At 65.3% G+C, this 25631-nt stretch carries 25 protein-coding genes; 14 read left to right on the forward strand and 11 right to left on the reverse strand.

All coding sequences use genetic code 11. The features are described from left to right. Positions 1-77 precede the first annotated feature (77 nt). From recJ to EDE12_RS09535, 8 genes are all read left to right on the forward strand, one after another. Positions 78-1898, forward strand: coding sequence for a single-stranded-DNA-specific exonuclease RecJ (gene recJ, locus EDE12_RS09500; RefSeq protein WP_198029884.1), 1821 nt, complete (start codon positions 78-80; stop codon positions 1896-1898). 309 nt (positions 1899-2207) lie between these two features. Beyond that, the gene (locus EDE12_RS09505; protein WP_026598651.1) at positions 2208-3218 is read left to right on the forward strand and encodes a septal ring lytic transglycosylase RlpA family protein; all 1011 of its coding nucleotides are present in this window, start codon (positions 2208-2210) and stop codon (positions 3216-3218) included. A gap of 138 nt (positions 3219-3356) precedes the next feature. Then, positions 3357-4559, forward strand: a complete 1203-nt coding sequence (locus tag EDE12_RS09510) for a D-alanyl-D-alanine carboxypeptidase family protein (RefSeq protein ID WP_024879948.1) — start codon at positions 3357-3359, stop codon at positions 4557-4559. Next, the gene (gene tmk / locus EDE12_RS09515) at positions 4556-5275 is read left to right on the forward strand and encodes a dTMP kinase (protein ID WP_026598653.1); all 720 of its coding nucleotides are present in this window, start codon (positions 4556-4558) and stop codon (positions 5273-5275) included. The genes EDE12_RS09510 and tmk overlap by 4 nt, the downstream gene beginning before the upstream one ends. Continuing rightward, a complete protein-coding gene (locus EDE12_RS09520; protein WP_026598654.1) occupies positions 5272-6345 on the forward strand; it encodes a DNA polymerase III subunit delta' in 1074 nt (357 codons plus the stop codon). The genes tmk and EDE12_RS09520 overlap by 4 nt, the downstream gene beginning before the upstream one ends. Positions 6346-6354: 9 nt before the next feature. Next, a complete protein-coding gene (locus EDE12_RS09525) occupies positions 6355-6870 on the forward strand; it encodes a DNA-deoxyinosine glycosylase (RefSeq protein ID WP_024879951.1) in 516 nt (171 codons plus the stop codon). A 69-nt stretch (positions 6871-6939) separates the two neighbouring features. Then, a complete protein-coding gene (gene metG / locus EDE12_RS09530) occupies positions 6940-8514 on the forward strand; it encodes a methionine--tRNA ligase (RefSeq protein ID WP_256388638.1) in 1575 nt (524 codons plus the stop codon). 13 nt (positions 8515-8527) lie between these two features. Continuing rightward, the gene (locus EDE12_RS09535) at positions 8528-9040 is read left to right on the forward strand and encodes a hypothetical protein (protein ID WP_024879953.1); all 513 of its coding nucleotides are present in this window, start codon (positions 8528-8530) and stop codon (positions 9038-9040) included. A gap of 7 nt (positions 9041-9047) precedes the next feature. Here EDE12_RS09535 and EDE12_RS09540 read toward each other — a convergent pair whose 3' ends face one another. Next, positions 9048-9377, reverse strand: coding sequence for a CU044_2847 family protein (locus EDE12_RS09540; protein WP_024879954.1), 330 nt, complete (start codon positions 9375-9377; stop codon positions 9048-9050). A 16-nt stretch (positions 9378-9393) separates the two neighbouring features. Between EDE12_RS09540 and EDE12_RS09545 the strand changes: the two genes are divergently transcribed. From EDE12_RS09545 to mazG, 6 genes are all read left to right on the forward strand, one after another. Further along, positions 9394-10659, forward strand: coding sequence for a serine protease (locus EDE12_RS09545; RefSeq protein ID WP_026598656.1), 1266 nt, complete (start codon positions 9394-9396; stop codon positions 10657-10659). A gap of 12 nt (positions 10660-10671) precedes the next feature. Beyond that, positions 10672-11058 (forward strand): pentapeptide repeat-containing protein, encoded by a 387-nt coding sequence (locus EDE12_RS22105; RefSeq protein WP_026598657.1) that lies wholly within the window; start codon positions 10672-10674, stop codon positions 11056-11058. 164 nt (positions 11059-11222) lie between these two features. After that, positions 11223-12023, forward strand: a complete 801-nt coding sequence (locus EDE12_RS09555; RefSeq protein ID WP_026598658.1) for a TatD family hydrolase — start codon at positions 11223-11225, stop codon at positions 12021-12023. Then, positions 12020-12817: an MBL fold metallo-hydrolase gene (locus EDE12_RS09560; protein WP_026598659.1), complete on the forward strand. Its 798-nt coding sequence runs from the start codon at positions 12020-12022 to the stop codon at positions 12815-12817. Before EDE12_RS09555 ends, EDE12_RS09560 begins: the two co-directional genes overlap by 4 nt. Positions 12818-13407: 590 nt before the next feature. Then, positions 13408-14079, forward strand: a complete 672-nt coding sequence (locus EDE12_RS09565) for a cold shock domain-containing protein (protein WP_026598660.1) — start codon at positions 13408-13410, stop codon at positions 14077-14079. Positions 14080-14382: 303 nt separating this feature from the next. Next, positions 14383-15201, forward strand: coding sequence for a nucleoside triphosphate pyrophosphohydrolase (mazG, locus tag EDE12_RS09570; RefSeq protein WP_036290859.1), 819 nt, complete (start codon positions 14383-14385; stop codon positions 15199-15201). A 48-nt stretch (positions 15202-15249) separates the two neighbouring features. Here the strand turns inward: mazG and EDE12_RS09575 are convergent, their stop codons facing one another. From EDE12_RS09575 to EDE12_RS09620, 10 genes are all read right to left on the reverse strand, one after another. Then, positions 15250-15903 (reverse strand): glutathione S-transferase family protein, encoded by a 654-nt coding sequence (locus EDE12_RS09575; RefSeq protein WP_024879961.1) that lies wholly within the window; start codon positions 15901-15903, stop codon positions 15250-15252. A gap of 10 nt (positions 15904-15913) precedes the next feature. Next, positions 15914-16240 carry a multidrug efflux SMR transporter gene (locus tag EDE12_RS09580; RefSeq protein WP_018265373.1) on the reverse strand — a complete coding sequence of 109 codons (327 nt, stop codon included), beginning with the start codon at positions 16238-16240 and terminating at the stop codon, positions 15914-15916. Positions 16241-16293: 53 nt separating this feature from the next. Continuing rightward, positions 16294-17643, reverse strand: coding sequence for a GTPase HflX (gene hflX / locus EDE12_RS09585; RefSeq protein ID WP_051592465.1), 1350 nt, complete (start codon positions 17641-17643; stop codon positions 16294-16296). Positions 17644-17801: 158 nt separating this feature from the next. Beyond that, positions 17802-18074: an RNA chaperone Hfq gene (hfq, locus tag EDE12_RS09590; protein WP_024879963.1), complete on the reverse strand. Its 273-nt coding sequence runs from the start codon at positions 18072-18074 to the stop codon at positions 17802-17804. A gap of 262 nt (positions 18075-18336) precedes the next feature. After that, the gene (locus EDE12_RS09595) at positions 18337-19701 is read right to left on the reverse strand and encodes a sigma-54 dependent transcriptional regulator (RefSeq protein ID WP_026598663.1); all 1365 of its coding nucleotides are present in this window, start codon (positions 19699-19701) and stop codon (positions 18337-18339) included. Between the two features lie 12 nt (positions 19702-19713). Next, positions 19714-21975, reverse strand: coding sequence for a PAS domain-containing sensor histidine kinase (locus EDE12_RS09600; protein ID WP_024879965.1), 2262 nt, complete (start codon positions 21973-21975; stop codon positions 19714-19716). A gap of 246 nt (positions 21976-22221) precedes the next feature. Next, positions 22222-22533, reverse strand: coding sequence for a hypothetical protein (locus EDE12_RS09605; RefSeq protein ID WP_134188065.1), 312 nt, complete (start codon positions 22531-22533; stop codon positions 22222-22224). A 105-nt stretch (positions 22534-22638) separates the two neighbouring features. After that, positions 22639-22860 (reverse strand): hypothetical protein, encoded by a 222-nt coding sequence (locus tag EDE12_RS09610; RefSeq protein WP_051592466.1) that lies wholly within the window; start codon positions 22858-22860, stop codon positions 22639-22641. Positions 22861-22884: 24 nt separating this feature from the next. Then, positions 22885-24363, reverse strand: a complete 1479-nt coding sequence (gene ntrC, locus EDE12_RS09615; RefSeq protein WP_024879968.1) for a nitrogen regulation protein NR(I) — start codon at positions 24361-24363, stop codon at positions 22885-22887. Between the two features lie 25 nt (positions 24364-24388). Then, positions 24389-25627, reverse strand: coding sequence for an ATP-binding protein (locus EDE12_RS09620; protein WP_024879969.1), 1239 nt, complete (start codon positions 25625-25627; stop codon positions 24389-24391). Positions 25628-25631 lie beyond the last annotated feature (4 nt).

Here is a 25631-nt window from a genome sequence, read left to right on the forward strand (position 1 = left end):
CTGCGCCGCATTGACCGGCCGGACCGTGGCCGCGATGCTTCTCCGACACGATTCTCGCTTCTTCGCCCGGGCCTTCGATGCTGGACAAAATCGCCGGGAGCGACCGACCGCTGTTTCTAGGGGTCGAGCGCTCGATCGCAGGCCGCGCCTGGCGCGCTCGGCTGCGCCCGCATGACGAGGCGCAGGCGGCGGCCATCGCGCAGATTCACGGCCATGGCGACGCGCTCTCGCGGGTCTTGGCGGGGCGGGGAGTGACGCAGGAGACAGCCGCCGCCTTCCTCGATCCGACGCTGCGCGCGCTCATGCCCGATCCGCTGCTGCTGCAGGATATGGAGGCCGCCGTCGATCGCCTGGCGCGGGCTGTCGAGGCGGGCGAGCAGATCGCGGTCTTCGGCGATTATGACGTGGACGGCGCCACCTCCTCCGCGCTTTTCGTCGAGTTTCTCGAGGCGGCCGGCTGCCCGCGGCCCTTCCTCCATATTCCCGACCGCATCCTCGAGGGCTATGGCCCCAACGCCGAGGCGATCGCCGAGCTGAGGGCGCGGGGCGCGAGCCTGCTGGTGACGCTAGATTGCGGCACGACCAGCCATGCCGCGCTCGCCTCGGCCCGCGCCTCGGGGCTCGACGTCATCGTCATCGACCATCATCAGGCGCCGGAGGTCCTGCCGGACGCCATCGTCGTCAATCCCAATCGGGCCGACGATCTCTCCGGCCTCGGTCATCTCTGCGCGGCCGGGGTCGCCTTTCTCGCCCTGGCGGCCCTGGCACGCGAGCTGCGCCGGCGCGGACATTGGACCGACGCCCGGCCCCAGCCCGATCTCCTCGCCGGGCTCGATCTCGTGGCGCTGGCGACGATCGCCGATGTCGCGCGGCTGCACGGCCTCAATCGCGCCTTTGTGGTGAAGGGCCTCGCCGTCATGCGCGGCCGCGCGCGCATCGGCCTTTCGGCGCTGCTGGACGCCGCCCGGGTGGACGGACCGCCGCGCGCCTATCACCTCGGCTTCGTGCTGGGGCCGCGCATAAACGCCGGCGGCCGCATCGGCGACGCAGCGCTGGGCGCGCGGCTGCTGACCTTGCGCGATCCCGTCGAGGCGGCTCGCATCGCCGCCGAGCTCGACCGGCTGAACGTCGAAAGGCAGGCGCTGGAGAAGGCCACTCTGGAGGAGGCGGAGGCCGAGGCGGACCGGCAGCTCATGCGCTCCAATCGCCTTTCCTGCCTCGTGGTCGCCGGCGAAGGATGGCATCCCGGCATTGTCGGAATCGTCGCCTCGAGGCTAAAGGACAAGTTTAAGATTCCCGCCTTTGTCATTGCGAAGACGGGGGAAATTTGCTCAGGCTCAGGTAGAGGCTCGAGTGGCGTCGATCTCGGCCGCACGGTGCGGCTGGCCGTCGAGGAGGGCCTGCTGCAAAAGGGCGGCGGCCATGCGATGGCGGCCGGCGTCACGGTCGCGAGCGAGCGAATCGACGCCTTCCGCACCTTTATGAACGACGCGCTGGAGGAGGATGTCGAGCGCGCCCGCGACGCCGATGCGCTGCTCGTCGATGGCGCGCTGACGGCGCGCGGCGCGAGCGTCGAATTCATCCGCGCGCTCGAGCGGGCAGGACCTTTCGGCGCCGGCAATCCAGAGCCGCTCTTCGTCCTGCCGGATCAGCGCATCGTCGATGCAGGAGTGGTCGGCTCCGCCCATGTGCGGGCGCGGATCCAATCCGGCGATGGAACGAGGCTCGACGCCATCGCCTTTCGCGCCGTGGGAACGCCGGTCGGCGACGCGCTGCTGGACTGCCGCGGGCGTGTGCTGCATGTCGCCGCGCGGCTGGGCGCCAATGTGTTTCGCGGCTCCGAGCGGGTGGAGACCCGCATCGTCGATCTCGCCCGGCCGGATCGCGAAACATGGTGAATGCGCGAATAATCGTGAAGATATCGGCGCATCTCACGATTCCGGCGCACGGGCGCATTGGGCGAATGTGTGGCGGACGGCGAAGCTCTCGTCGCAATTTGGTCGCAATCGCCCTTTCTCATGGCGAAGCTCGAGGATGCGGGAGAGGGAGCGCGACGCGCGTTAACTCCCGAGTAATTCGGGCGCGAGACATTGAGGCGTGCGGTCGCGCCGAAGCAGCGTGGTTTTCGGGGCTTCCACATGCGTGGTTCCTCCTGGCCATGCGAGCGAAGCGAACCGTCCCCCATTTCGAGCGAATGCGCGCCTGACATGAGATCGAGATCGAGACTGCCGGAACTTCGCTACTCCTTCGCGCTTCTCAGCCTCTGCGCGCTCGCGGGCTGCTCGTCCGCCCCGCCGGCCGTGCACAACAAGATCGCGCGGTCGCAGGTCGACCCGCGCTATGGCGTCGCGCCGAGCCCGCGCGTTGTCGCCGATGGCGAGGAGGTGCCGCGCGGCGGCGGCTATTACATGGTCGGCAAGCCCTATCAGATCGCCGGCAAGACCTATTACCCGAGCGAGAGAGCCTATACGGCCACAGGCCTCGCCTCCTGGTACGGATCGGATTTTCACGGACGCAAGACGGCCAATGGCGAGGTGTTCGACAGCGCCTCGATCAGCGCCGCGCATCCGACCATGCCGCTGCCGAGCTATGCGCGTGTGACCAATCTGCGCAATCACCGCTCGATGATCGTGCGCGTCAATGATCGTGGCCCCTATCATGGCGGCCGCGTGATGGATGTCTCGCAACGCGTCGCCGAGGCGCTGGAATTCTATCGCGTCGGCACGGCGCGGGTGAAGGTCGATTTCGTCGGCCGCGCCGCGCTTCAGGGCTCGGACGACGCCAAGCTGCTGGCGACGCTGCGCGAGGACGGCCGCCCCGCGACTCTGCCGGGCGGGGCGCCGATCATGGTGGCGACCAATCTGCGCGAGACGCCGAGCCGCGTCGCGCGGCTCGAGCGCTCCGAGGAGACGCCGCAGACGGAACGCGCGTCCTCCGCCCGCGCCGAGGCGCGCGAGGAGGAGAGCGCATCACGGGCGGAAGCGCAGAGCGTAGCGCGCGAGGAGAGGGCGATTTCTCGCGCCGAAGCGCGCGAGGTCCAGAGCCCGCGCCGGGCCGAGGCGCGCGCTATCGAGAAGGAGCCGGTCTCCACCATTCCGACGCCGATCTCTGCCAAGGCGCAGGCCATGGCCAAGAGCGCGCCGCTGCCGCCCTCGCGGCCTTTCGATCTCGGAACGGCGTCGCCGCGCAATCTGCGCTTGCGGCAAGCGCTCAATTAACCTCGACGGCGCTCTGGACGGCCGCGCGCCGCGCGAGGCCGTTGCTTTCTGCGGCCCAACGCGCCACATTTCAGCGGAACTCATTGCGTGAGGCCGTCGACGCGCTTCGACGGCGTATCGAACGAAGGCGAAAGACGCGTGCCTGTCTCCCTTCCCAAAACCCTCGCCAAATCCCTCGCCCGCTTCGGCTTCGTCCTGGCGGCCTCCTTCATCGCGCCGACGGCGGCTTTCGCCGAAGGCTTCCAGACCACCGCGCCGCGCGCCATTCTGGTGGACGCCGGCACCCATACGGTGCTGCTGGAGAAAGCCGCCGACGAATATGTGACGCCGGCCTCCACCGTGAAGATCATGACCGCGGAGGTCGTGTTCCACGAGATCGCCGAAGGACGGCTGAAGCTCGACGACGAATTCACCGTTTCCGAGCACGCCTGGCGGGCCGGCGGCGCGCCGGCCGGCGGCTCGGCAATGTTCCTCGCCGTCAACAGCAAGGTGCGGGTCGAGGATCTGATCCGCGGCCTGGTGATCGATTCCGGCAATGACGCCGCGATCACGCTCGCCGAAGGCGTCGCCGGATCGGAGGAGGCTTTCGTCGGCCGCATGAACAAGCGGGCGTCCGAGCTCGGCCTCACCCGGTCGATCTTCGGCAATCCCTGGGGCCAGGCCGGGCCGGACCAGAAGGTGACGCCGCGCGAGATGGTCCAGCTCTCCGCGCATATCATCAAGACCTATCCGGACCTCTATCGCTATTTCGGCGAGAAGGAGTTCACCTGGAACAAGATCAAGCAGCAGAACCGCAATCCGCTGCTCACCATGAGCATTGGCGCGGATGGGCTGAAGACCGGCAATATCGACGATTCCGGCTTCGGCATGGTCGGCTCCGCCGTGCAGGACGATCGCCGCCTCATCGTGGCCGTCTATGGGCTGCGCACGGCCAAGGACCGCGCCGAGGAGGCGCGCAAGATCCTGCAATGGGGCTTCCGCAATTTCGAGGAGAAATCGCTGTTCAAGGCCAATGAGACCGTCGGTTCGGCGCAGGTCTACGGCGGAACCGCCGGCTCGGTGCCGCTGAGCGCGTCGAGCGACATCAAGGTGCTGCTACAGCGCGGCGGCTCGGAGAAGCTCACCGGCAAGATCGTCTATGAGGGACCGCTGATCGCGCCGGTCGAGGCGGGGACCAAGGTCGCCAAGCTCGAGATCCGCCGCGGCTCGACCGTCGTGCTCGAGCAGCCGCTCGAGGCCGCCGAGACGGTCGACAAGGGCTCGCTCCCGAGCCGCGCCTTCGACGCGGCCTATGAATATGCGGCCGGCGCCATTCACAACAAGCTGTCGAAGAAGCAATGAGCGCAGAGCCGCCGCTCGGCCCGGCGCGTGGGCAGGACAAGGGCCGCGCCGGCAAGTTCATAACGCTGGAGGGCGGCGAGGGGGCCGGCAAGTCGACGCAGATGCGCCGCCTGCAGGAGCGCCTCGCGCAGAGGGGCGTGGAGGCGATCGCGACGCGCGAGCCCGGCGGCTCGCCCCATGCCGAGGCTTTGCGAGAGGCGCTACTCGGCGGCAAGGCGGCTTCGCTCGGCCCGCTCGGCGAGGCGATCTTGTTCTCGGCGGCGCGCATCGATCATCTCGACCGGCTGATCAAGCCGGCGCTCGCCCGCGGCGCCTGGGTGATCTGCGACCGTTTCGCCGATTCCACCCGAGCCTATCAGGGCGCGCGCGGCGGCGTCGATCCGCGGCTCATCGCCCTGCTCGAGCGCGTCGCGCTGATGGGCTCGGCTCCCGATCTGACCATCATCCTCGATCTGCCGCCCGAGATCGGCCTGGAGCGCGCGCATCGGCGCCGACCGCCGAACGAGGCGGCCGATCGTTTCGAGCGCGAGGGGCTGGAGTTTCACCTCGGCCTGCGTCAAGCCTATCTCGACATAGCCGCGAGCGAGCCCGGCCGCTGCTGCGTCGTCGATGCGCTGGCGCCGGAGCAGGAGGTGGCCGAGGCCATCTGGCATGTCGTCGAAGCGCGCTTTTTTCGGCCCGAGATCGTCATTCCCTTGAAGAGCGTGGTGGCGTGAAGCGCGACGCCGAGGCCCCGCCGGAAAGCGATCGTTTCGCCGATTTCCCGCATCCCCGCGAGACCCATGCGCTGCTCGGCCATGACGCCGCGCAGAACGAGCTGCTCGACGCCTTTCGCCGCGGCAAGCTGCCCCAGGCCATTCTCATCGGCGGGCCGGAGGGCATAGGCAAGGCGACGCTGGCCTGGCGGCTCGCGCGATTCCTGCTCGCCCATCCGGACGCCAGCGCGCCCGAGGCGGCGAGCGCACAGTCGCTTTTCGTCGCAGAGGAGAGCTTCGTCAGCCGGCGCATAGCGGCGCTGGCGCTGCCCGATCTCTTCCTGCTGCGCCGCGAGTGGAATGAGAAGACCAAGAAGCACTTCACCGAAATCCGCATCGAGGATGTGCGGCGGCTGATCCATCTCTTTCACCAGAGCTCGGGCGAGGGCGGCTGGCGCGTCGCCATCGTCGACAGCGTGGACGATCTCAACCGCTCCAGCGCCAATGCGCTGCTGAAGCTGATCGAGGAGCCGCCGGCGCGCTCGCTGTTTCTGCTCGTCGCGCACCAGCCGGGCCGGGTGCTGCCGACCATCCGCTCGCGCTGCCGCAAGCTCAATCTCACGCCCTTGGCCGAGCCGGACGTCATCGCCGCGATCCGCGCATTGGGCGCGCCCTGGAGCTCAGCGCAGCAGGAGGCTCTGGCCGGCGCCGCGGCGGGGGCGGAAGGCTCTGTGCGCGAGGCGCTGCGTCTGCTGGACGGCGACGGCGTCGCCTTCGATACGGCGCTGCGGGCGATGTTCGCGCGTCTGCCGCAAGTGGATTGGCTCGCCGTGCATTCGCTGGCCGACCGGCTCGCCGGACGCGACAATGAGCCGGCCTATGAGACCTTCATGAGCGGGCTCTATCGCTTCCTCGATTCCACAGTGCGGACCAAGGCCGGCGAAGGCGCGAGCGCGACGAGCCTCGCCCCTTATGCGCGCGCCTGGGAGCGCATCGGCGAAGCGGCGCGCGAGACGGAAGTGTTCAATTTCGACAAGCGCGGGCTCATTCTGCAGGTGTTCGCCGATCTCGAAGAGGCGGCGCGCCGATAGAGGCTTTCCTTGGACGTCATTCCGACCTCGAAAGGCTTCCCGCCGGTCTCCCGCGCCGACGCGCGCGTGCTGATCCTCGGCTCTTTGCCCGGGCAGGTCTCGCTGGCGCGCGTCCAGTATTATGCGCAGCCGCGCAACGCCTTCTGGCCGATCATGGGGCGGCTGTTCGGCGTCGCGCCGGAACTGCCCTATGAGGAGCGGCTCGCGCAGCTGACGGAGAGGGGTGTCGCTTTGTGGGATGTCTGCGCCGAGGGGCGGCGGCCGGGCAGCCTCGACCAGAAGATCGACGTCGCCAGCGTCGTCGTCAACGACATAGCCGGCTTTCTAGCCGCGCATCCGCAGACCGCTCTCGTCTGCCTCAATGGCGGCAAGGCGGGCGATCTCTATCGCCGGATGGTCGCGCCGACATTGGCCGCATCGGCGCCGCCCAGCGTGACCTTGCCTTCGACCAGCCCGGCCCATGCGGCCATGAGCTTCGATCGCAAGCTCGAACATTGGCGCGCGGCGCTCGCGCGAATGATCTAGCCAGGAATTTTGCTGCGCCGCACGCCTTCCGCTTCCCCGCCGCGGCAAAGCGCGCTAGACCCTTGGCCCATGGCTGAACGTCCGACCTTCATGATCACCACCGCCATTCCCTATGCGAATGGCGCCCCGCATATCGGTCATGCGTATGAACGCATCGCGACCGACGCTTTCGCGCGCTTCAAGCGGCTCGACGGCTTCGACGTGCTGTTCGTGACCGGAATGGACGAGCACGGCCAGAAGATGCAACGCACCGCCGAGCGCGAGGGGCTGACCCCGCAGCAGCTCGCCGATCGCACCGCCGGCCAGTTCCAGACCATGGGCGAGACGCTGAACGCGCTCGCCGACGATGTCGTGCGCACGACGCAGCCGCGCCACGCGGAGGCGGCGCTCGAGATTTGGAAGCGCATGGAGGCGGCGGGCGATATCTATCTCGCCAAATATTCCGGCTGGTACTCGGTGCGCGACGAGGCCTATTACGACGAAGGCGAGATCACCGAGATCGAGGGCAGGAAGCTCGCGCCGACGGGCACGCCGGTCGAATGGGTGGAGGAGGAGAGCTGGTTCTTCAAGCTCTCGGCCTATCAGGAGAGACTGCTCGCTCTCTATGAGGCGCATCCGGATTTCATCACGCCGGAGAAATACAGAAACGAGATCGTCTCCTTCGTGAAGCGCGGCCTCACCGATCTCTCGATCAGCCGCACCACTTTCGACTGGGGCATTCCTGTTCCGCCCAAGCCGGAGACCAATTCGCCGCATGTGATGTATGTGTGGGTTGACGCGCTCACCAATTACATCACCGCGACCGGCTTTTTGACCGGGGAGGGGGAGCGCGCCCGCTTCTGGCCGGCGAACGCCCATGTCATCGGCAAGGACATCACACGCTTTCACGCGATCTATTGGCCGGCCTTTCTGATGTCGGCCGGCGTGGCTCTGCCGAAGCAGATCGTCGTGCACGGCTTTTTGTTCAGCCGCGGCGAGAAAATGTCGAAGTCGGTCGGCAATGTCATCGATCCGATCGATCTCGCGCAGCGCTATGGCGTCGATCAGCTGCGCTATTTCTTCCTGCGCGAGGTGCCCTTCGGCCAGGACGGCAATTATTCGCATGAGGCGATCGTCAATCGCATCAACGCCGATCTCGCCAATGACCTCGGCAATCTGGCGCAGCGCTCGCTGTCGATGATCGCCAAGAATTGCGGCGGCGCCGTCCCTACGCCGGGCGAGTTGACCGAGGCTGACCGCGCGCTGCTCGCCGACGCCTTCGCCGCTCTCGGCAAGGCGCGCGAGGCTATGGACGCCTATGCGCCGCATCTGGCGCTGGCGGAGCTGTTCCGCGTCGTCGGGGACGCCAATCGCTATTTCGCCGGCGAGGAGCCCTGGGCCAAAAAGAAGACCGACCCCAAGCGCATGGAGACGATCCTCTATGTGACGGCGGAGGCTCTGCGGCGGCTCGCCATTCCGTTGCAGCCTTTCATTCCGGCCGCGGCCTCGGGCCTGCTCGATCTGCTCGCCGTTCCCGCCGATGCGCGCGATTTCGTCCATGCCGGCGAGGCGCATGCGCTGAGCCCCGGCGCGCCGCTGCCAGCGCCCGCTCCGGTCTTTCCGCGCTATGTGGAGGAGGGCGAGGCGCAAGGCGCCAAGAGCTGACGGGGAGGCGCAAATGGAACGGTCGCGAGCGAGCCTCATTTTGATGACGGCGACCGTCGCGGCCCTGCTCTGCGCCGGCCCTCTGCACGCCGAAGCCTGGCTCGCCTATCGCAACGCCCGCTTCGGCACGACGGCCGATGTCCCCAAGGGCTGGACCATGGGCGAGGCGCCGGAGAATGACGACGGCCGCGTCTTCACCTCGCCGGACAAGCAGGCCGAGATCGCCATCTATGGCGGCTATCGCGCTTTTCAGAAGGACCAGGAATTCGCCGACCGTCTCGCGCCCGGCGAGGGCGAGACCGTGACCTACGCCAAGAAAGGCAAGGATTGGGTCGTCGTCTCGGGTGTGAAAGGCGACCGCATTTTCTATCGTCGCTCGCTGCTCTCCTGCAGAGGCGAGATATGGAACAATGCCTCCATCGAATATCCCGCATCGCAAAAGAAGAAGTTCGATCCGCTGGTGACGCGCGTCTCGCGCTCACTGCGGGCCGGACGCAGCGACGGTCTCGTCACCGGATGCTCGTGAGGCGGCGTCACGCCTCCTTCTTCGGCTTCTCCCAGGCGAGCTTGACCTTGAATTCTGCCTTGCCCTCGCCGGAGACGACCCAGAGATCGCAGTCGCCGGTCAGCGACGCGCCGAACTCGATCTCGACTTTCTGCGGCCTGTCGGGAATCGCCTCGACCGCGCTGCGCAAATGCTCGACCAGCACGGAGAGCGAGCCCATGGCCTTGGCGAATTGATCGGCCGAGGCCTTCGCCGCGCGATCGAGCGCGCCCACGGATTCGAGGCCTTCCGGCCCCTCCGCTCCGCCGAAATATATCTTCCGGCCTTCGCCGGCCTCGATTATGATGTTCGCGCTCATAATATTCCTTTCGCCGATGCCTAAACGTGAAACCGCGCTCATTTATATCTTCACAGCCGACGAGCGAAAAGCATTCGTCGGCTGCGGCGCGTTGATCGAAGGCGATCTCATCGTCACCTGCGCCCATGTCGTCGAGGATGCGCGCGCCCATGCGCCGGGCGAAGAGCGCTTGCGCATAGAGTTTCCTTTCCTGCCCGGGGCAAATCGCGACCCGCGTCACGCGACGCTGGCCAGCACCGCCGGCGGCCGCCGCCAAACGCCCGATTTGGCCTTTCTGCGCGCCGACGCCACGCCCGAGGAAGCGCTGCGTCTGCCCTTGGCGCTCGAGAGCTACGAGGCCGGCAGAGCGGAATTGCTGGCCTATCTCCCGACGCGAAACACCGATGATTTGATTGAAGGCGAGATCGAGGATCGGACGAATTCGAAGAGCTGGCGCAAATTCACTGCCGAGCGAGACAATCCCTATTTCGCAGAGAAAGGCTCCAGCGGCTCGCCGCTGTTCACGCCCAATGCGCCCAATCTCATGGGCGTTCTGACTCAGGTCGATTTCGGCGGCAAAGGGCAGGGCGAGGATCTGCGCGTCGGCTATATCGTCCCCGCCTCGCTCATTCGCGCGAATTTGCCGGGGGCCGAGCGCGCTTCCAGCCGGCTCGCGAAACTATCGCCGCTGCAAATGACGAAGACGCCGGAGCCGCCCGTCCCGCAGCGGCCGGCGATCGACAAATTTGCGCCGGCATCGGGCTATGTCGCGCTCGGCCAGGGGCGCGCCGCCGAGAGCGAGGACGCCAAGGACATCTTCTCCGTCATCTGCCGGGTGACGTTTCGCGGCGAGATGCGGGCGACGAGCGAGAAGGGCCATATTACTTTCGGCTATCGCAGCGCCGAGCTTTTCGTGAATTGCGAGAATGGCCGCATGACGCAGCCGGCCTTTGCGACACCGGCCGCCGATCCGACTCTGCAATTGATCAGCGCCGCCGGACGCGCCGAGGGCGGCGAGAGCTGGCTGATCGCCGCGACCGATGGCGGCTTTCTGAAGGGCGACATTTTCGCCGTGGCCTATGGCGGCGAGGTGGATGGACGCGTCGCTTCCGTCGAGGTCGCGAAAGGCGAGCGGCCGCGAATGCGCGGGCGCGTCGATCTCGGCCTGCAAGTGTCGGATATGGATTTCGGCGCCTGCAGCCTGTTCGCAAAGAGCCAGGAAAAGCAGAAGCAGGCGCTGCTGACGGCGCTGTTGACCAAGCATGGCGACAGGCTGCTGCGAATCGATCTCGACAGCGAATAGGATTTTTCCAAAATGGCTTCCGGCCCATCTGGTTTCTTCGGTCCCCTGCCATTCGGCGCCGTCGTGCTGACCGATCCGCATTCGCTTTCGCATTCGCAATTCACTTTGACCGCCGAGGTCGCGGCGCGCGCCGAAAAGATCATAGCGGCCGGCCCGATGTCCTTCGCCGAAATGGCGCGCCTCGGCGATCTCGACCCACTCGCCGATTTCCGCGGCCTGACGCTGGCGGGGATCGACCTTGCCGGGGAGGATTTGCGCGGCGTCGATTTTTCGGGCGCGGATTTACGCAGTTGCAATATCAGGCGCACGACGATCGACGCGACGACGCGCTTCGACGCGGCGCTGGTGGATGAGGAGGATGCTGCGTTTTTGGCTCAGAATGTCACCGTCGCTCTGTAAACTCGAGCCTGTGTTGGCTGGCGCGCAGAATGACCCTCGGCTGGTCGAAGATTTGCGTCGCCGCCTGCGGGAGGCGAAATCCCCTTCCGAATAGAATCGTTCCAATTCCCGGCCGGGCGCGTTAAGGGTTCGGCGCCGACACGCCGAGAGTTCAGGCCGAGCCCATGCTGATCGACACACATTGCCATCTCGACTTCCCCGATTTCGCTCCCGAGCAGGAGGAGGTCGTGGCGCGCGCGCGTGCGCAGGGGGTGGCGCGTTTCGTCACCATCTCGACCCATGTCGAGAAATTCGCTGCGATCGCCGCCATAGCCGAGCGTTACGAGGATGTGTTCTGCACGGTCGGCACGCATCCCAACCACGCCCATGAGGAGCGCGAGGCGAGCGCCGCCGAGCTCGTCGAGCTGGCGCGCCATGAGAAATGCGTCGGCATAGGCGAGGCGGGGCTGGACTATCACTATGACAAGGCCCCGCGCGAGCTGGCGCATCGCGTCTTCCGCACCCATATCGAAGCCGCGCGCGAGAGCGGGCTGCCGCTCGTCATTCACTCGCGCGACGCCGACGCCGATTGCGCCGAAATTCTGCGCGAGGAAATGGGGAAGGGGGCTTTCAAGGCCCTGCTCCATTGCTTCACCAGCTCGCGCGCGCTGGCCGAGACGGCTGTGGAACTCGGGCTCTACATCTCCTTTTCCGGCGTGGTGACGTTCAAGAATTCCGGGGAGCTGCGCGAGATCGCGCGCGACGTGCCGCTGGAGCGTCTCCTGGTGGAGACCGACGCGCCTTTCCTGGCGCCCGTGCCGCATCGCGGCAAGCGCAATGAGCCGGCCTATGTCGCCGATACGGCGCGCACGCTCGCGGCGGCCAAAGGCGTCTCCTTCGAGGAGATGGCCGCGCAGACGACAGCCAATGCGCTGGCGCTTTTCTCCAAAATGACGCCGATCGAAACACGGCGAGCCGCCGAATGAGCCTCGCCGTCACCATATTGGGCTGCGGCTCCTCCGGCGGCGTTCCGCGCGTCGGCCAGGGCTGGGGCGCCTGCGATCCCGCCAATCCGCGGAATCGCCGCCGGCGCTGCTCGATATTGGCGACGCGGACCGAGGGCGACGCGCGGACCAATGTGCTGATCGACACCTCGCCCGATCTGCGCGAGCAATTGATCGACGCGAAGGTCGACCATCTCGACGCGATACTCTTCACCCATCCGCACGCCGATCACACACATGGCGTCGATGATGTGCGCGGCCTGGTGCTGGAGAGCGGAAGGCGCATTCCGGCCTATCTGGACGAGCCGACGGCCAGAATGCTGACGGATCGCTTCGACTATATCTTCAAGACGCCGCCCGGCAGCTATTATCCGCCGCTGCTCGACGAGCATCGCATTCATCTCGGCCGCGAGGTGACGGTGGAAGGTCCCGGCGGAACCATCGAGGCCATGCCGTTCCGGCTCGACCATGGCGATATGGACGCGCTCGGCTTTCGCATCGGCGGGCTGGCCTATACGCCGGACCTCAATTCCGTGCCCAAAGAGAGCTTCCGCCATCTCGAGGGGCTCGACGTCTGGATTGTCGACGCGCTGCGCCACAAACGCCATGGCACGCATCTCTCGGTCGGCGAGGCGCTGGAATGGGTCGCCCATTTCAAGCCGCGCCGCGCGATTCTGACCGATCTGCATGTCGATCTCGACTATGACGCGCTGGCCGCGACTCTGCCGGAGAATGTGACGCCGGCCTTCGACGGCATGCGGATCGATCTGGCCTGAGCCACGCGTCCGAAACAGCCGCATTATCCATGAACCGAGCGACCCAGCGCGCGCTGATATGCGCGTGCTAATCTGCGCGCCGTCCGATTGCCATCGCCGACCGGAGCCATTTCCTGCCCCAAGGCGAATGGATTTTAGGTTCCATAATATCGATTATGCGATTTTCATTTTTCCGATCTTCCGTGATTTCAGTCCATTGCGCGTCGAGCGTCCGGCCCCTCGCCTTCGAGGCCCCGCGCCGCTGTTGTGCGCCGAGTGCGGATGCGCGGCGTTCTTGCCGCGCTCGCGCCACTTTTCCACGCTTCGATCTGCGTGTTCTCACCCTGTGATTCGTCGCATGGTGAGCGGCGGCCTCGGGTTTTTTCGAAAACGCTGGCGAATTCATCTAGCCAGACTGGGCCGCTTCCTGGTAAAAAGGCGATTGCGCGGGACTATATGGCATTCAACTGGCACACTTACGAACGCACCAAAACCGGCTCTCCGCGAGACGCCGGCGGACGCGTGCGTCGTCGGCGCTTTTGCGCCCGGCGAGAGGCCGTGCATGTGGCTATAGCGGTCTTTTGGCGGTTGGCGGAGACGAGTACCAAGACATGAGCAGCAAAGGTCGAGACTTCCGGGGACCCAGAAAACGTGGGTTCGACGACGACCCCCCATACGGCTATGACAGCCCGCGGCCCAGCCGGCCGCCGAGGTCGCCTTTCGGCGGAGGTGGTGGATTTGGCGATGCGCCGCCCCCGTCCTCGAACGAGCCCGCGATCGACGCGGTCGTCAAATGGTTCAAGCCCGAAAAAGGCTTCGGCTTCGTGGAGCTCGGCAATGGCACGGGCGACGCGTTCCTGCATATCGGCGCCGTTCAGGCTGCGGGCTATGACGCTCTGCCGCCCGGAGCGAAGCTGAAGGTGCAGGTGTCGAGCTCGGTCAAGGGCCAGCAGGTCACTCGCGTGCTCGAGGTCGATCTTTCGACCGCGACCGCAGAGCGTCCGCGAAGCAGCGGCGGCAGCGGCGGCGGCTTCGATCGGCCGCCGCGGCGTCAGGCTCCCGATCCGTCGACGGCCGTGCCGGTCTCCGGCAAGGTCAAATGGTTCGACGAGACCAAGGGCTTCGGCTTCGTGCAGTCGAATGATGGCGGGAAGGACGTCTTCGTCCACATCTCGATCCTCGGTCCCTCCGGCGTGACCCATCTCGCCGAAGGCCAGCCCGTGACGATGCAGGTCGTCGACACGGCGAAGGGTCGCGAAGCTCTGTCGATCACGCTCGACTGAGGCGCTGAAAAACAGTGGGCCGCAAGTCGTTCCCGGCTTGCGGCTGCGCGCCGAAAGGCGACGACGATCTCACCTCGGATGCGCAAGTCGGGTCCGAGGCGCTGTCGTTTGCAAGGCGTACTATGGCCCCGGACCCTCGGATCGACTGCGGAGGGCGGTAGACCAAGGGCGCAGTCGAGATCCGGCACTTATGTTAGAGCAAAGCGTCTCGGATTCCTCACTTTTTTTGCCATGCGCCGCTGCGTCAAAACAACGCGCCGCTCGCGCTTTTCAATGCTCGTTCCGCCTCTTAGAGGCCTGTCGATGACGCAGGACGCGATCGCGCGCCTCCTCGGCATAATGGCGGCCCTGCGCACCCCTGGAACCGGCTGCCCCTGGGACCTCGAGCAGGACTTCGCCAGCATCGCTCCCTATACGCTCGAGGAGGCCTATGAGGTCGTCGACGCCATAGAGCGCGGAGACCTCGGCGATCTTCGCGACGAGCTCGGCGATCTGCTGCTGCAGGTGGTCTTTCACGCCCGTCTGGCCGAGGAGGGCGGCGTTTTCGCCTTCGCCGATGTGGCCGAGGCGATCTCGGACAAGCTCATTCGCCGCCATCCGCATGTGTTCGGCGACAAATCCGCGGCCTCGCCTGAGGATGTCGCCGTCCAATGGGCCGAGATCAAAGCGCAGGAGAAGAAGGCCCGCGCCGAGCGTCGCGGCATAGAAGAGCCCGCCGGCCTGCTCAATGGTGTTCCGCCTGCCCTGCCCGCTCTGACGCGCGCGGTGAAGCTTCAGGAAAAGGCCGGCAGGGTCGGCTTCGACTGGGCCGACGCGCGTCTCGTGCTGGAGAAGATCCGCGAGGAGACGCGGGAGGTGGAAGCGGAGCTGGGCATCGATGGCGCGCCTCACGCGCCCGCCGTCGTGGAGGAGATCGGCGATCTTCTCTTCGCCGTCGCCAATCTCGCTCGCCATGTCGGCGCCGATCCGGAGCAGGCGTTGCGCGGCGCCAACGCAAAATTCGAGCGGCGTTTCGGTTTCATCGAGCGCGCGCTCGCCGAACAGGGCAAGAGCCCGAAACAATCGACGCTCGACGAGATGGAAGCGTTATGGCAGGCCGCCAAAGCTGCGGAGCGCGAGTGATCGCCCGCTCCTGACAGCGGGCGTTCTATCTGCGCTTCCCGCGCGAGATTACTTCTCGAATTTCTCGAGGACCCAGGGCTCGGCGCGGCCGCTCTCCACCCATTCCCGATAGGCCGGCAGCGCCTCGATCGCGCGCATATAATCCTGCGCTTGCGGCGAGACGTCGAGCCTATAGGTCGAGAATCGGCAAACGACCGGCGCGAACATGGCGTCAGCGGCCGAGAATTCGCCGAAGAGAAACGGCCCCTGCCCGCCGAAGCGCGCGCGCGCATCGCGCCAGGCGGCGTCTATGCGGGCGATATCGGCGGCCGCCGCCGCGCTCGGCGCTGCAATGGAGCGCGGCGAGCGACGGAAATTGGTGGGATATTCGCCGCGCAACGCCGTGAAGCCGGAATGCATTTCCGCCGAGAGCGAGCGCGCCAGAGCCCGCGCCGCCGGATCGTGCGGCCATACCGGGAGATCGGGAAAGCGCGCGGCGATGAATTCGACGATGGCGAGTGATTCCCAAACCAGAATATCGTCGGCGCGCAGCGCGGGAACCTTGCCCGCGGGCGAGAAGGCGAGGAGCTTTGCCTTGGATTCTGGCTGATAGAGCGGAACCAATATCTCGTCGAAGTCGATTCCGAGCTGCTTCAGCAGCAGCCAGGCGCGCAGCGACCAGGACGAATAGCCCTTATTGCCGATGAGCAAGGTGAGCGGCATCGAAACATCCTCAATGAGCGGTCTGCGAAAAAAGGCTCAGCACGACGACGCCAGCGATGATGAGGCCCATGCCGGCCATCTCGCCGGCGTTGAGCCTCTGATGGAAAGCGAACCACGCGACGACGGCGATCAGCGCCTGACCGACCCCGGACCATATCGCATAGGCGACGGCGACCGGAATGCTGCGCAGCGCGAGCGACAGCAGAAAAAAGGACACGCCATAGCCGATGACGACGATGACCGACGGCAGCGGCTTGGAAAAAGCCTCGCTCGCCTTGAGCGCGGAGGTGCCGACCACCTCGGAGAGAATAGCGACGATCAGATAAATTCGATCCATGGCTCGATCCGCATGTTCGAGCGCCTCGGGACTCGAGGCGCGCCGAGAGGGAATTAGCGCGCGCGCCGCTTGGATGACGCGCGAGCGCGCACTTCCGCCTGCGGATAGCGGCGCGTCACCCCGTCGAATCGCTCCGGCGCGACGCGCACGATGAGGCGCGCGCGGCCATCGGCCAGCGTCTGGCGATCCAGAACCTCCGTATGGGCGTGCAGCCACGCAATGCCGGCGCCGTCGGCGGGGTCGAGCTCGACCTCGAGCTGAATGCGTCCCTCGGCGAGCCGCGTCTCTATGCGGCCGAGCAGGGCGTCGAGCCCTTCCCCGGTCAGCGCCGAGACGAGAGACGGCCGATCGACGATCTTCTTCCCACGCGCGGCGATCTTCATCGCGGCGACGATGTCGTCATCCAGCGCGTCGATCTTGTTCCAGACTTCGAGAATGCGCGTTCCCGCCTCACCGGAAAGTCCGAGCTCGCCGAGAATGGATTCGACGTCGGACGCCTGCGCCTCCCAATCCGGGTGCGAGACGTCGCGCACATGCAAGATCACATCGGCCAGCGTCACCTCCTCCAGCGTCGCGCGGAAGGCCGAGATCAGCATGGTCGGCAGATCGGAGATGAAGCCGACCGTATCCGAGAGCAGCACCTTCGAGCCATGCGGCAGGCGTATCTGCCGCAAAGTCGGATCGAGCGTCGCGAACAGCATGTCCTCGGCCAGCACGCCGGCCTTGGTCAGACGGTTGAACAGCGTTGATTTGCCGGCGTTGGTGTAGCCGACCAGCGCGACGACCGGATAGGGGACCTCGCGCCGCTTCTTGCGATGCAGGCCGCGCGTGCGCTTGACCTGATCGAGATCGCGCTCGATGCGGGCCATGCGCTCCTCGATCAGGCGGCGGTCCGTCTCGATTTGCGTCTCGCCGGGGCCGCCGAGAAAGCCGAAGCCGCCGCGCTGGCGCTCGAGATGGGTCCAGCTGCGCACGAGCCGCGATTTCTGATAGGCGAGATGGGCGAGCTCGACCTGCAGCGAGCCCTCCTTCGTGCGGGCGCGGCGGCCGAAAATCTCGAGGATCAGCCCGGTGCGGTCGATGACCTTGGCGCCCCAAGCTTTCTCGAGATTGCGCTGCTGAACGGGCGAGAGCTGGCAGTCCATCGTCACCAGCTCCGCCTCTGTCGCTTTCACCGTCTCGGCGATTTCCTCGACCTTGCCCTTGCCGAGATAGGTCGCGGGCCGGACATCGTGCAGGGAAACAGCGATCTCGCCGACGATGTCGAGCTCGATCGCCTCCGCCAAGCCGACAGCCTCCGCGAGCCTCGAGACCGGGTCGCGCTCCGCCCCCTGCCCCGCGCTGCTCTCCGAGGGCCGCGCCCGCGTGGGATAAGGACCCACCACGAGCGCTTTCGTGGACATGTCCGCCGTCCGGTCCTCGGACGCTGATGTTTTTTCGCTCAACCCGACCTCGGCCCGCTGAGCGGAGCGCGTCGGCGGATTGCCGCGCGCCTTGCCAGCGTCTGTTGTATTTGCGGGAACTTCAACGGAAAACCAGGGCCGATCTTCCGAAATCCCGCTCAGCGGTGACGTTGCTCCGGCGCGGGCTCCGCGCCCTCTTCGCCCGGCTCGAACATATGGATCGGATGGCCGGGCATGATCGTCGAGATCGCATGCTTATAGACGAGCTGCGAGTGCCCATCGCGCCGCAGCAAGAGGCAGAAATTGTCGAACCAGGTCACGATGCCCTGCAATTTGACGCCATTGACCAGAAAAATCGTGAGCGGGACTTTGTTCTTCCGCACGTAATTCAAAAACGTATCTTGCAGATTTTGCGCGCGTTCGGAGGACATCGGCTATCCTGTTCTGTTTTTCGTTATCGGGGCGATTTGCGTCGCTCTTATCGGTCCATAGCCATCCGACCGCACATTAGAGCCCGCGTCGGCGCGATGCGCAAGACGCAACTCCCTCATGCGGCCAAAGGCCTCCCCTTACGGTCCTGTAACCCGCTGTTTCGACGAGTTTACGACGAGACGAAACGCATCAACTAGAGCCAAACCGTCGCAGAGCCAATAGGAAAATTTCGCAAGACCTTGTAACGGCGAGATTTGTCGCTCACTCGATGGCGAGCGACTTCAACTTGCGATGGAGCGCCGATCGCTCCATTCCAATGAATTCCGCCGTTCGCGAAATATTGTTGCTGAAGCGATTGAGCTGGGCGATCAGATATTCTCTCTCGAACACTTCGCGCGCCTCGCGCAGCGGCAGGCTCATCAGCTTCTCGCCACGCACGCCGGCCGGAGTCGCGGGGACGAGCTGGCCGATCTCGGACGGCAGCATTTCGGCGGAAATCTCCGCCGTGGCGTCGCCGGCGGTCAGAATCATCAGCCGCTCCACATTGTTGCGCAGCTGGCGGATATTGCCCGGCCAATCGTGCAATTGCATCACGGCGAGCGCATCCTCGCTGATTTTGCGGCGCGGCATGCCGGAGGTCGCCGAGACCTGCTCCATGAAATATTCGATGAGCTCGGGGATATCCTCGCGCCGCTCGGCGAGCGAGGGGATGCGAATCGGCACCACGGAAAGGCGATGGAAGAGATCCTCGCGCAGAGCGCCCTCCTCTATCGCCGAGGTGAGATCGCGCGCCGATGAGGAGATGATCCGCACATCGACCTCGACGCGCGCCGTTCCGCCGACGCGCTGAAAATTCTGCTCCACCAGAACGCGCAGGATTTTCGCCTGCGTGTCCTTGGGCATGTCGGCGATCTCGTCGAGGAAGAGCGTGCCGCCATGGGCCTCCTCCAGCGCGCCGATCTTGCGCGCGCCCTCGCCGCCCTCGCTGCCGAACAGCTCTATTTCCATATTCTCCGGCGTGATCGTCGCCGCATTGATGACGACGAAGGGACCGACGGCGCGTTGCGAGGCCGCATGGATGCAGCGCGCCGCGAGCTCCTTCCCCGAGCCGGGCTGGCCGGTGATGAGCACGCGCGAATTGACCGGCGCGACGCGCGCGATCACCTGCTGCAGCTGATGCGCGGGGAAGGAACTGCCAACGATGCGATCCGAGGCGCCGGCGCGCTGGCGCAGCGCGCTGATCTCGCGGCGCAGATGCGAGGCCTCGAGCGCGCGCTCGGCGACGAGCACGAGACGGTCCGCCTTGAAGGGCTTTTCTATGAAGTCATAGGCTCCGAGCTTTATGGCGCTGACCGCAGTCTCGATATTGCCGTGGCCGGAGATCATCACCACCGGCAGGTCCTTGTGCTGCTTCTGGACGATCTCCAGCACCTGCATGCCGTCGAGGCGCGAGCCCTGCAGCCAAATATCGAGGAAAACGAGATGTGGGCGGCGCTGCTCGATCGCGGCCAGCGCGCCGTCGGCGTCCTTGGCGGTGCGCACGCCATGGCCCTCGTCGCCGAGAATGCCGGCGACCAGCTCCCTTATGTCTTCTTCATCGTCGACGATGAGAATGTCGCTGACCATGTTCCTCACCATTCACGAAATCCGCGCCTGCGCCTGCGTTTCCTCCGCCGCCGTCTCGGCGAGCGGAATGAGCAGGCGCACGCAGGCGCCCGTCCCGGAGGGGGCGTCGAGCAATTCGAGTCGGCCGCCATGGTCCTCGATGATCTTGGCGACAATAGGCAGGCCGAGCCCCGTGCCCTCGGCGCGCGTCGTCATATAAGGCTCGAGCAGCCGCTGCCGGTTGAAGGCGGGGAAACCCTTGCCATTGTCGACGACGTCGATCTCGGCCATGCGGTCGCGCACGCCGAGGCTGATGTCGATGCGCTTGGCGGCGAGCGGGGCGGCGTCCTCGCGCGCTTCTATGCCCTCGGCGGCGTTCTTCACTATGTTGGTGAGCGCCTGCGACAGCAGCCTTCGATCGAAGACCGCGTAGACCGGCGCCTCCGGCAGATTGAGCGTCATCTCGACGTCGTTATGCGCGACGCGCGTCAGAAAAAAGGCCTGACGCATGCAGTCGCAGAGATCGTCGCGCACCGGCCGCGCCTTGGGCATGCGGGCGAAGGAGGCGAATTCGTCGACCATGCGCTTGATGTCGTCGACCTGACGCACGATCGTGTCGGTGCATTGGTCGAAGACGTCGCGCTCGAAGGTGATGTGCTTGCCGTATTTGCGTTTCAGCCGCTCGGCCGAGAGCTGGATCGGCGTCAGCGGATTTTTGATCTCATGGGCGATGCGCCGCGCCACATCGGCCCAGGCGGAGGTGCGCTGGGCGGTGACGAGATCGGTGATGTCGTCCAGCGTGACGACGAAATGCGCGCCGCCCTTTTGCGTGCTCGCCGAGGTGACGCGGACGGCGAGCGTCAGCTCCTTGACGCCGCGCCTTATGTTGATCTGCGTCTGAATGGCGCGCGGAAACGCTTCCACTGCGTCGGCGAGAATGGGCGCGATCTCGGGGAGAGCCTCGGCCGCCCGCGCGCCGATCGCCGCCGCCGCGCCGTCCTTATCGGCCACGCCCTGCCCCGCCCCTCCGACGAGAAGCTCCTCCGCCGAGCGGTTCAGCACATTGATCCGCCCTTCCGCATCGACGCCGATGACGGCCGCCGGCACGCCGGAGAGCACCGCCTCGGTGAAGAGGCGACGTTCCTCATTCTGGTGATTGGCGGCGAGCAGGCGGCTCTGCTGCTGCTCGATCTCGCTGGTCATATTGTTGAAGACGGAGCCGAGCCGCGCGAGATCGCCATGCGAGCGCTCGACATCGACGCGCACGTCGAGATTGCCAGCCGAAACCTGATCGGTGGCGGCGATGAGCGCGCGAATCGGCGCGACGAGCCGATCGACGAAATCGAGCCCGACCCACACCGCCGACAGCAGCATTATGGTGGCGAGCAGCGCATACATGACGGTGAAGGCTTTTTTCACCGCGCCGCGATAGGTCTCGAAAGCGTCATAGGTGGCGATGAGGCTGGCCGCCTGCTCCGGAAACTGCACGCCGAAAGGATCGACCGGACGCGTCACATAGAGGAATGTGTCCGGAAAGCTGGACAGCGGCCGCAGCGCGACGAAGGTGAGCCCATCGTCGATGACGAGGCAGAGCGGCTCGCCCTTGCGCGCATCCTCGAAATCCGAGGCCGGCGGCGCGATGACGATGGCCGAGCCGTCGGCCGTCACATCGACGCGCTCCAATATCTGCCCGTCGGTCTTGACGATCGCCGCCACGGAAAAGCCGAGGAAGCGCGCCCGCGAGACGAAGAATTCATGGAACAGGCCGCGATCGGCGTTGAACATGGCGCGGGCGCGATCGAGATCCGAGGCCGAGAGCTGCGCTTCTTGTAGCAGCGAGCGGCATTGCGTCTCGCGGAACACGCGCGCCGCCTCGGCCGTGCTGTGAACCGACGTCTTCACCATGGCGAGGAATTGCGGGTTCAGCGCGCGCTCGAGCGTCACCGAGCCGACGATGGCGAGAGTGATCGCCGGCGTCAGCGCCAAGGCGGAAAAGAAGGCGAGGATGCGAATATGCAGTCCCGCCGCCGCGGCGCCGCGCCGCCAGGAGCCGATGAGCGTGCCCGCCTTGACGAGCACCAGAGCGACCAGAAGAACCAGCGCGACGGCGTCGGCGAAGAAGAGCGGATAGACGACGTCGCTGGTCGGCGCCACCGGCGCGAGCTCGGCCATGACGAAGAAGGTGGCGAGCGCGCAGGCGACGGCGGCGACCACCGCGATCGGCCCGAACCACAGGCGCCAGGATCGCTTCCTGGGCGCGGCCGGCGGCTCGGGCGCCTGAATGTCTCCCGCCATGGACATGCGCCTGTATAGGTCGTGATAAGGGTCGAAGCAATCTGGCCCGGCGCTCACTCCGCCTTGCCTCGTCGTCGTGAATCGGTCTCGTCCCCGATCGTCGACGAGGGGTAGCGTGACGCAGAGGCGTTGCATGTTGTGGCGGAGTTCTCGTGCCAGCAATTACTGGGTCACCGCATAGCTCTTCCCTTAAGGAAAGGTCCTGGCATCGCTAGGCCGACAACAGATTAAAGGCGCAGTGTAGCATTATTTTTCTTGGACAAGATCGACAGATTCTGCGCAAATAGCGATGCATCCTTCTACAAGATATAAATAAAAAGGAGAATCGCTACTCGCTTGCGCAAAATAATTAATATTTCCAGCCCATGAGTTTTTATTTATGCTGTGCAGATTTAGCAAACCTGTGATCGAACTTACTCCACTAAGTGTTATTCTTGCTGGAATCCTGCTATTATTTATAGCATAATGGTAGTATTCAATATAAATAACAACAGTCGACGACATAATGTCGATTTCGATTTTTTTTAAAAGCGCATCATGTAACTCAATCGCCTCCATGGCCTTCTCCGACCCAGATCATTACTCTCTGTGTAGCAGAACTCTTTCAGCGAACGCAGCGTCGATCTTCTGCGCCGCCCGAGCAATATAGCGGAGCCGCATCACTCATATTTGGCCCAAATGGCGCGGATCGTCTCGTCCAGCGGCGAATTCTCCCCGCTCGACCTCCGCCAGCGCCTCCGCCAAATCGCTTTCCTCGTCCGACGTCAGCGCGACGCATTGCGTCTCGCCGTTGGCCATCTCGAGGAGAAGTCGCGCGAGATCATCCTGCACCGGGGCGGGCAGCTTCCGAATGGTTTCGAAAGCCTGTTCGAGCAGACGAGTCATGGGCGAGGCTCCTGAAGCGCGATCCTACCGCGGCGAGCGCATCAGGCGGATGTCGAGGTCGTTGACCTTCTTGCGCAGCGTGTTGCGGTTGAGGCCCAGAAGCTCCGCCGCCTTGATCTGATTGCCCCGCGTCGCCGCGAGAGCGGCGGAGATCAGCGGCACCTCTATCTCGCGGATCACGCGGTGATAGAGGCCCGGCGGCGGCAGACGGTCGCCATGGTCGCGGAACAGCTTGGCGAGATGCTGCTCGACCGAGGTGGAGAGCGTCAAATCCTTATCGGAGGGCATATCCGCCATAATGGACGTCGCCGGCTGCAGCCGATCGCCGGGCGAGGCCTGACGCATCTCATGCTCGAGCTCGAGCTCTACCACCGCCTCGGTGATGACCTCCTGCGGATGCAGGGCGGCGAGTCGGCGAATGAGATTCTCCAGCTCGCGAATATTGCCCGGCCAGCGATAGCGCTTCATGCGGTCGAGCGCCGCCTGCTCGATATATTTCTGCGGCAGGCCCTCGCTCGCCGCCACTTTGAAGAAGTGATGCACGAGGTCGGCGATATCCTCGGAGCGCTCGCGCAGCGGCGGCAGGCGCAGCGGCACGACGTTGAGGCGGAAATAGAGGTCCTCGCGGAACAGGCCCTGCTGAATCAGCGCGCGCAAATCCTTATTGGTCGCGGCGATGATGCGGACATTGGTCTTGATCGGCGTGCGGCCGCCGACAGTCGTATATTCGCCCTGCTGCAGCACGCGCAAAAGCCGCGTTTGCGCCTCCATCGGCATGTCGCCGATCTCGTCCAGAAACAGCGTGCCGCCCTCGGCCTGCTCGAAACGGCCGATAGAGCGCTGATTGGCGCCGGTGAAGGAGCCCTTCTCATGGCCGAACAGCTCGCTCTCGATGAGATCGCGCGGGATGGCGGCCATGTTGATGGCGACGAAGGGACCCTTCTTGCGCTTGCCATAGTCGTGCAGCGCGCGGGCGACCAGCTCCTTGCCCGTGCCCGACTCGCCGTTGATCATGACGGTGAGATCGGTCTGCATCAGCCGCGCCAGCGAACGATAGATCTCCTGCATCGCCTGCGAGCGGCCGACGAGGGGCATGCCCTCCATATCGTCCGGGCCGTCGATCTCGTTCTTCTTGCGCGGCTCAGCCATGGCGCGGCCGACGATGCCGACCAGCTCCTTCAGATCGAAGGGCTTGGGCAGATAATCATAGGCGCCGCGCTCGGAGGCGCGGATCGCGGTCATGAAAGTGTTCTGCGCGCTCATCACGATGATGGGCAGATCGGGGCGCAGCTTCTTTATGCGCGGCAGCAGCTCGAAAGCGTTTTCGTCCGGCATCACCACATCGGTGACGACGAGATCGCCCTCGCCCGATTGCACCCAGCGCCACAAGGTCGCGGCCGTTCCGGTGGTGCGCACCTCATAGCCGGCGCGTGAGAGCGCCTGCGCCACCACAGTTCTGATCGCGGCGTCGTCGTCGGCGACCAGAATCTCGCCGTGGGTCATCGGATTTTTCTCCAGCAGATCGTTCTCACGAGCGGCGCTCTCTCGGCGCAGGCTCTGTTCCCTCGGCGGCGGAATGTTGTCGTCTGGCTCGTCGCTCGTCCGCTCGCTTCTCCTCGTCCTTGTTGCGATACATCGGCATCAAAATACGGAAAGTAGTACGCCTCGGGTGAGATTCGCATTCGACGATGCCGCCGTGGTCATTGACGATCTTAGCCACCAGTGCAAGTCCGAGGCCAGTTCCAGAAGTCTTCGTGGTGATGAAGGGATCGAACAAATGCGCGGCTATGTCCTCGGGCACGCCGCGGCCATTGTCGCGCACGCAGAACTCCAGCGGCAGCCCCACCGGGCGCTTGTCGCCGGCGGTGCGCAGGCTGACGCCCGGCCGGAAGGCGGTAGAAAGCTCGATCTCGCCATCTATGGAGTCGCCGATCGCCTCCGCCGCATTCTTGACCAGATTGAGAAAGACCTGGACCAGCTGGTCGCGATTGGCGGCGACCGGCGGCAGCGAGGGGTCGTAATTCTCGATGAAGCGAATGTGGCGGGCGAAGCCGCTGCGAGCGACGCGCTTCACATGGTCCAGCACCACATGAATATTGACCTTCTCGCGCTCCGGCGGCCGCGAGTCGGAGAACACCTCCATGCGGTCGACGAGGCGGACGATGCGGTCGGTCTCCTCGCAGATCAGCCGCGTCAGCGCCCGATCGGCGTCTCCCACTGAGCTTTCCAGCAGTTGCGCGGCGCCGCGAATGCCCGACAGCGGGTTTTTGATCTCATGGGCGAGCATCGCCGCGAGCCCGGAAACCGTGCGCGCCGCCCCCCTATGGGTCAGCTGCCTGTCTATTTTATCGGCAATTGTGCGCTCTTGCAGCACCACGAGAACGCCGCCGTCGCTGTCCGGCAGCGGCGCGCAATGCACATCGACGCGTCTTTCCCCCTCCGCTCCGGGCCGGCCGAGGTCGATGCGATATTCATTGATCGCCGAGCCGCGCTCGCGCACCTGCTCGATAAGGGCGATCAAGGGCGAGCCGAAGGGCACGAGACGGCTCAGCTCCTGGCCGATGAGGATCGGCTTGCCGATCTCGAAGAACGACTCCGCCGCGGCGTTGGCGTCGACGATCACCCCATCCGGCCGGATCGCCAGGATCACATTGGGCAAAGCTTCGAGAATGCAGGCGCGATTATTTTCGGCGATCACGCGCAGCCGCGCGCCGACGGGCGTCGTGAGCGCGTTCTTGCGCCGGTGCGGGTTGGATTCGGCGGTCATCTCG

This window comes from Methylosinus sp. sav-2 (assembly GCF_004366495.1).
Lineage (GTDB): Bacteria > Pseudomonadota > Alphaproteobacteria > Rhizobiales > Beijerinckiaceae > Methylosinus.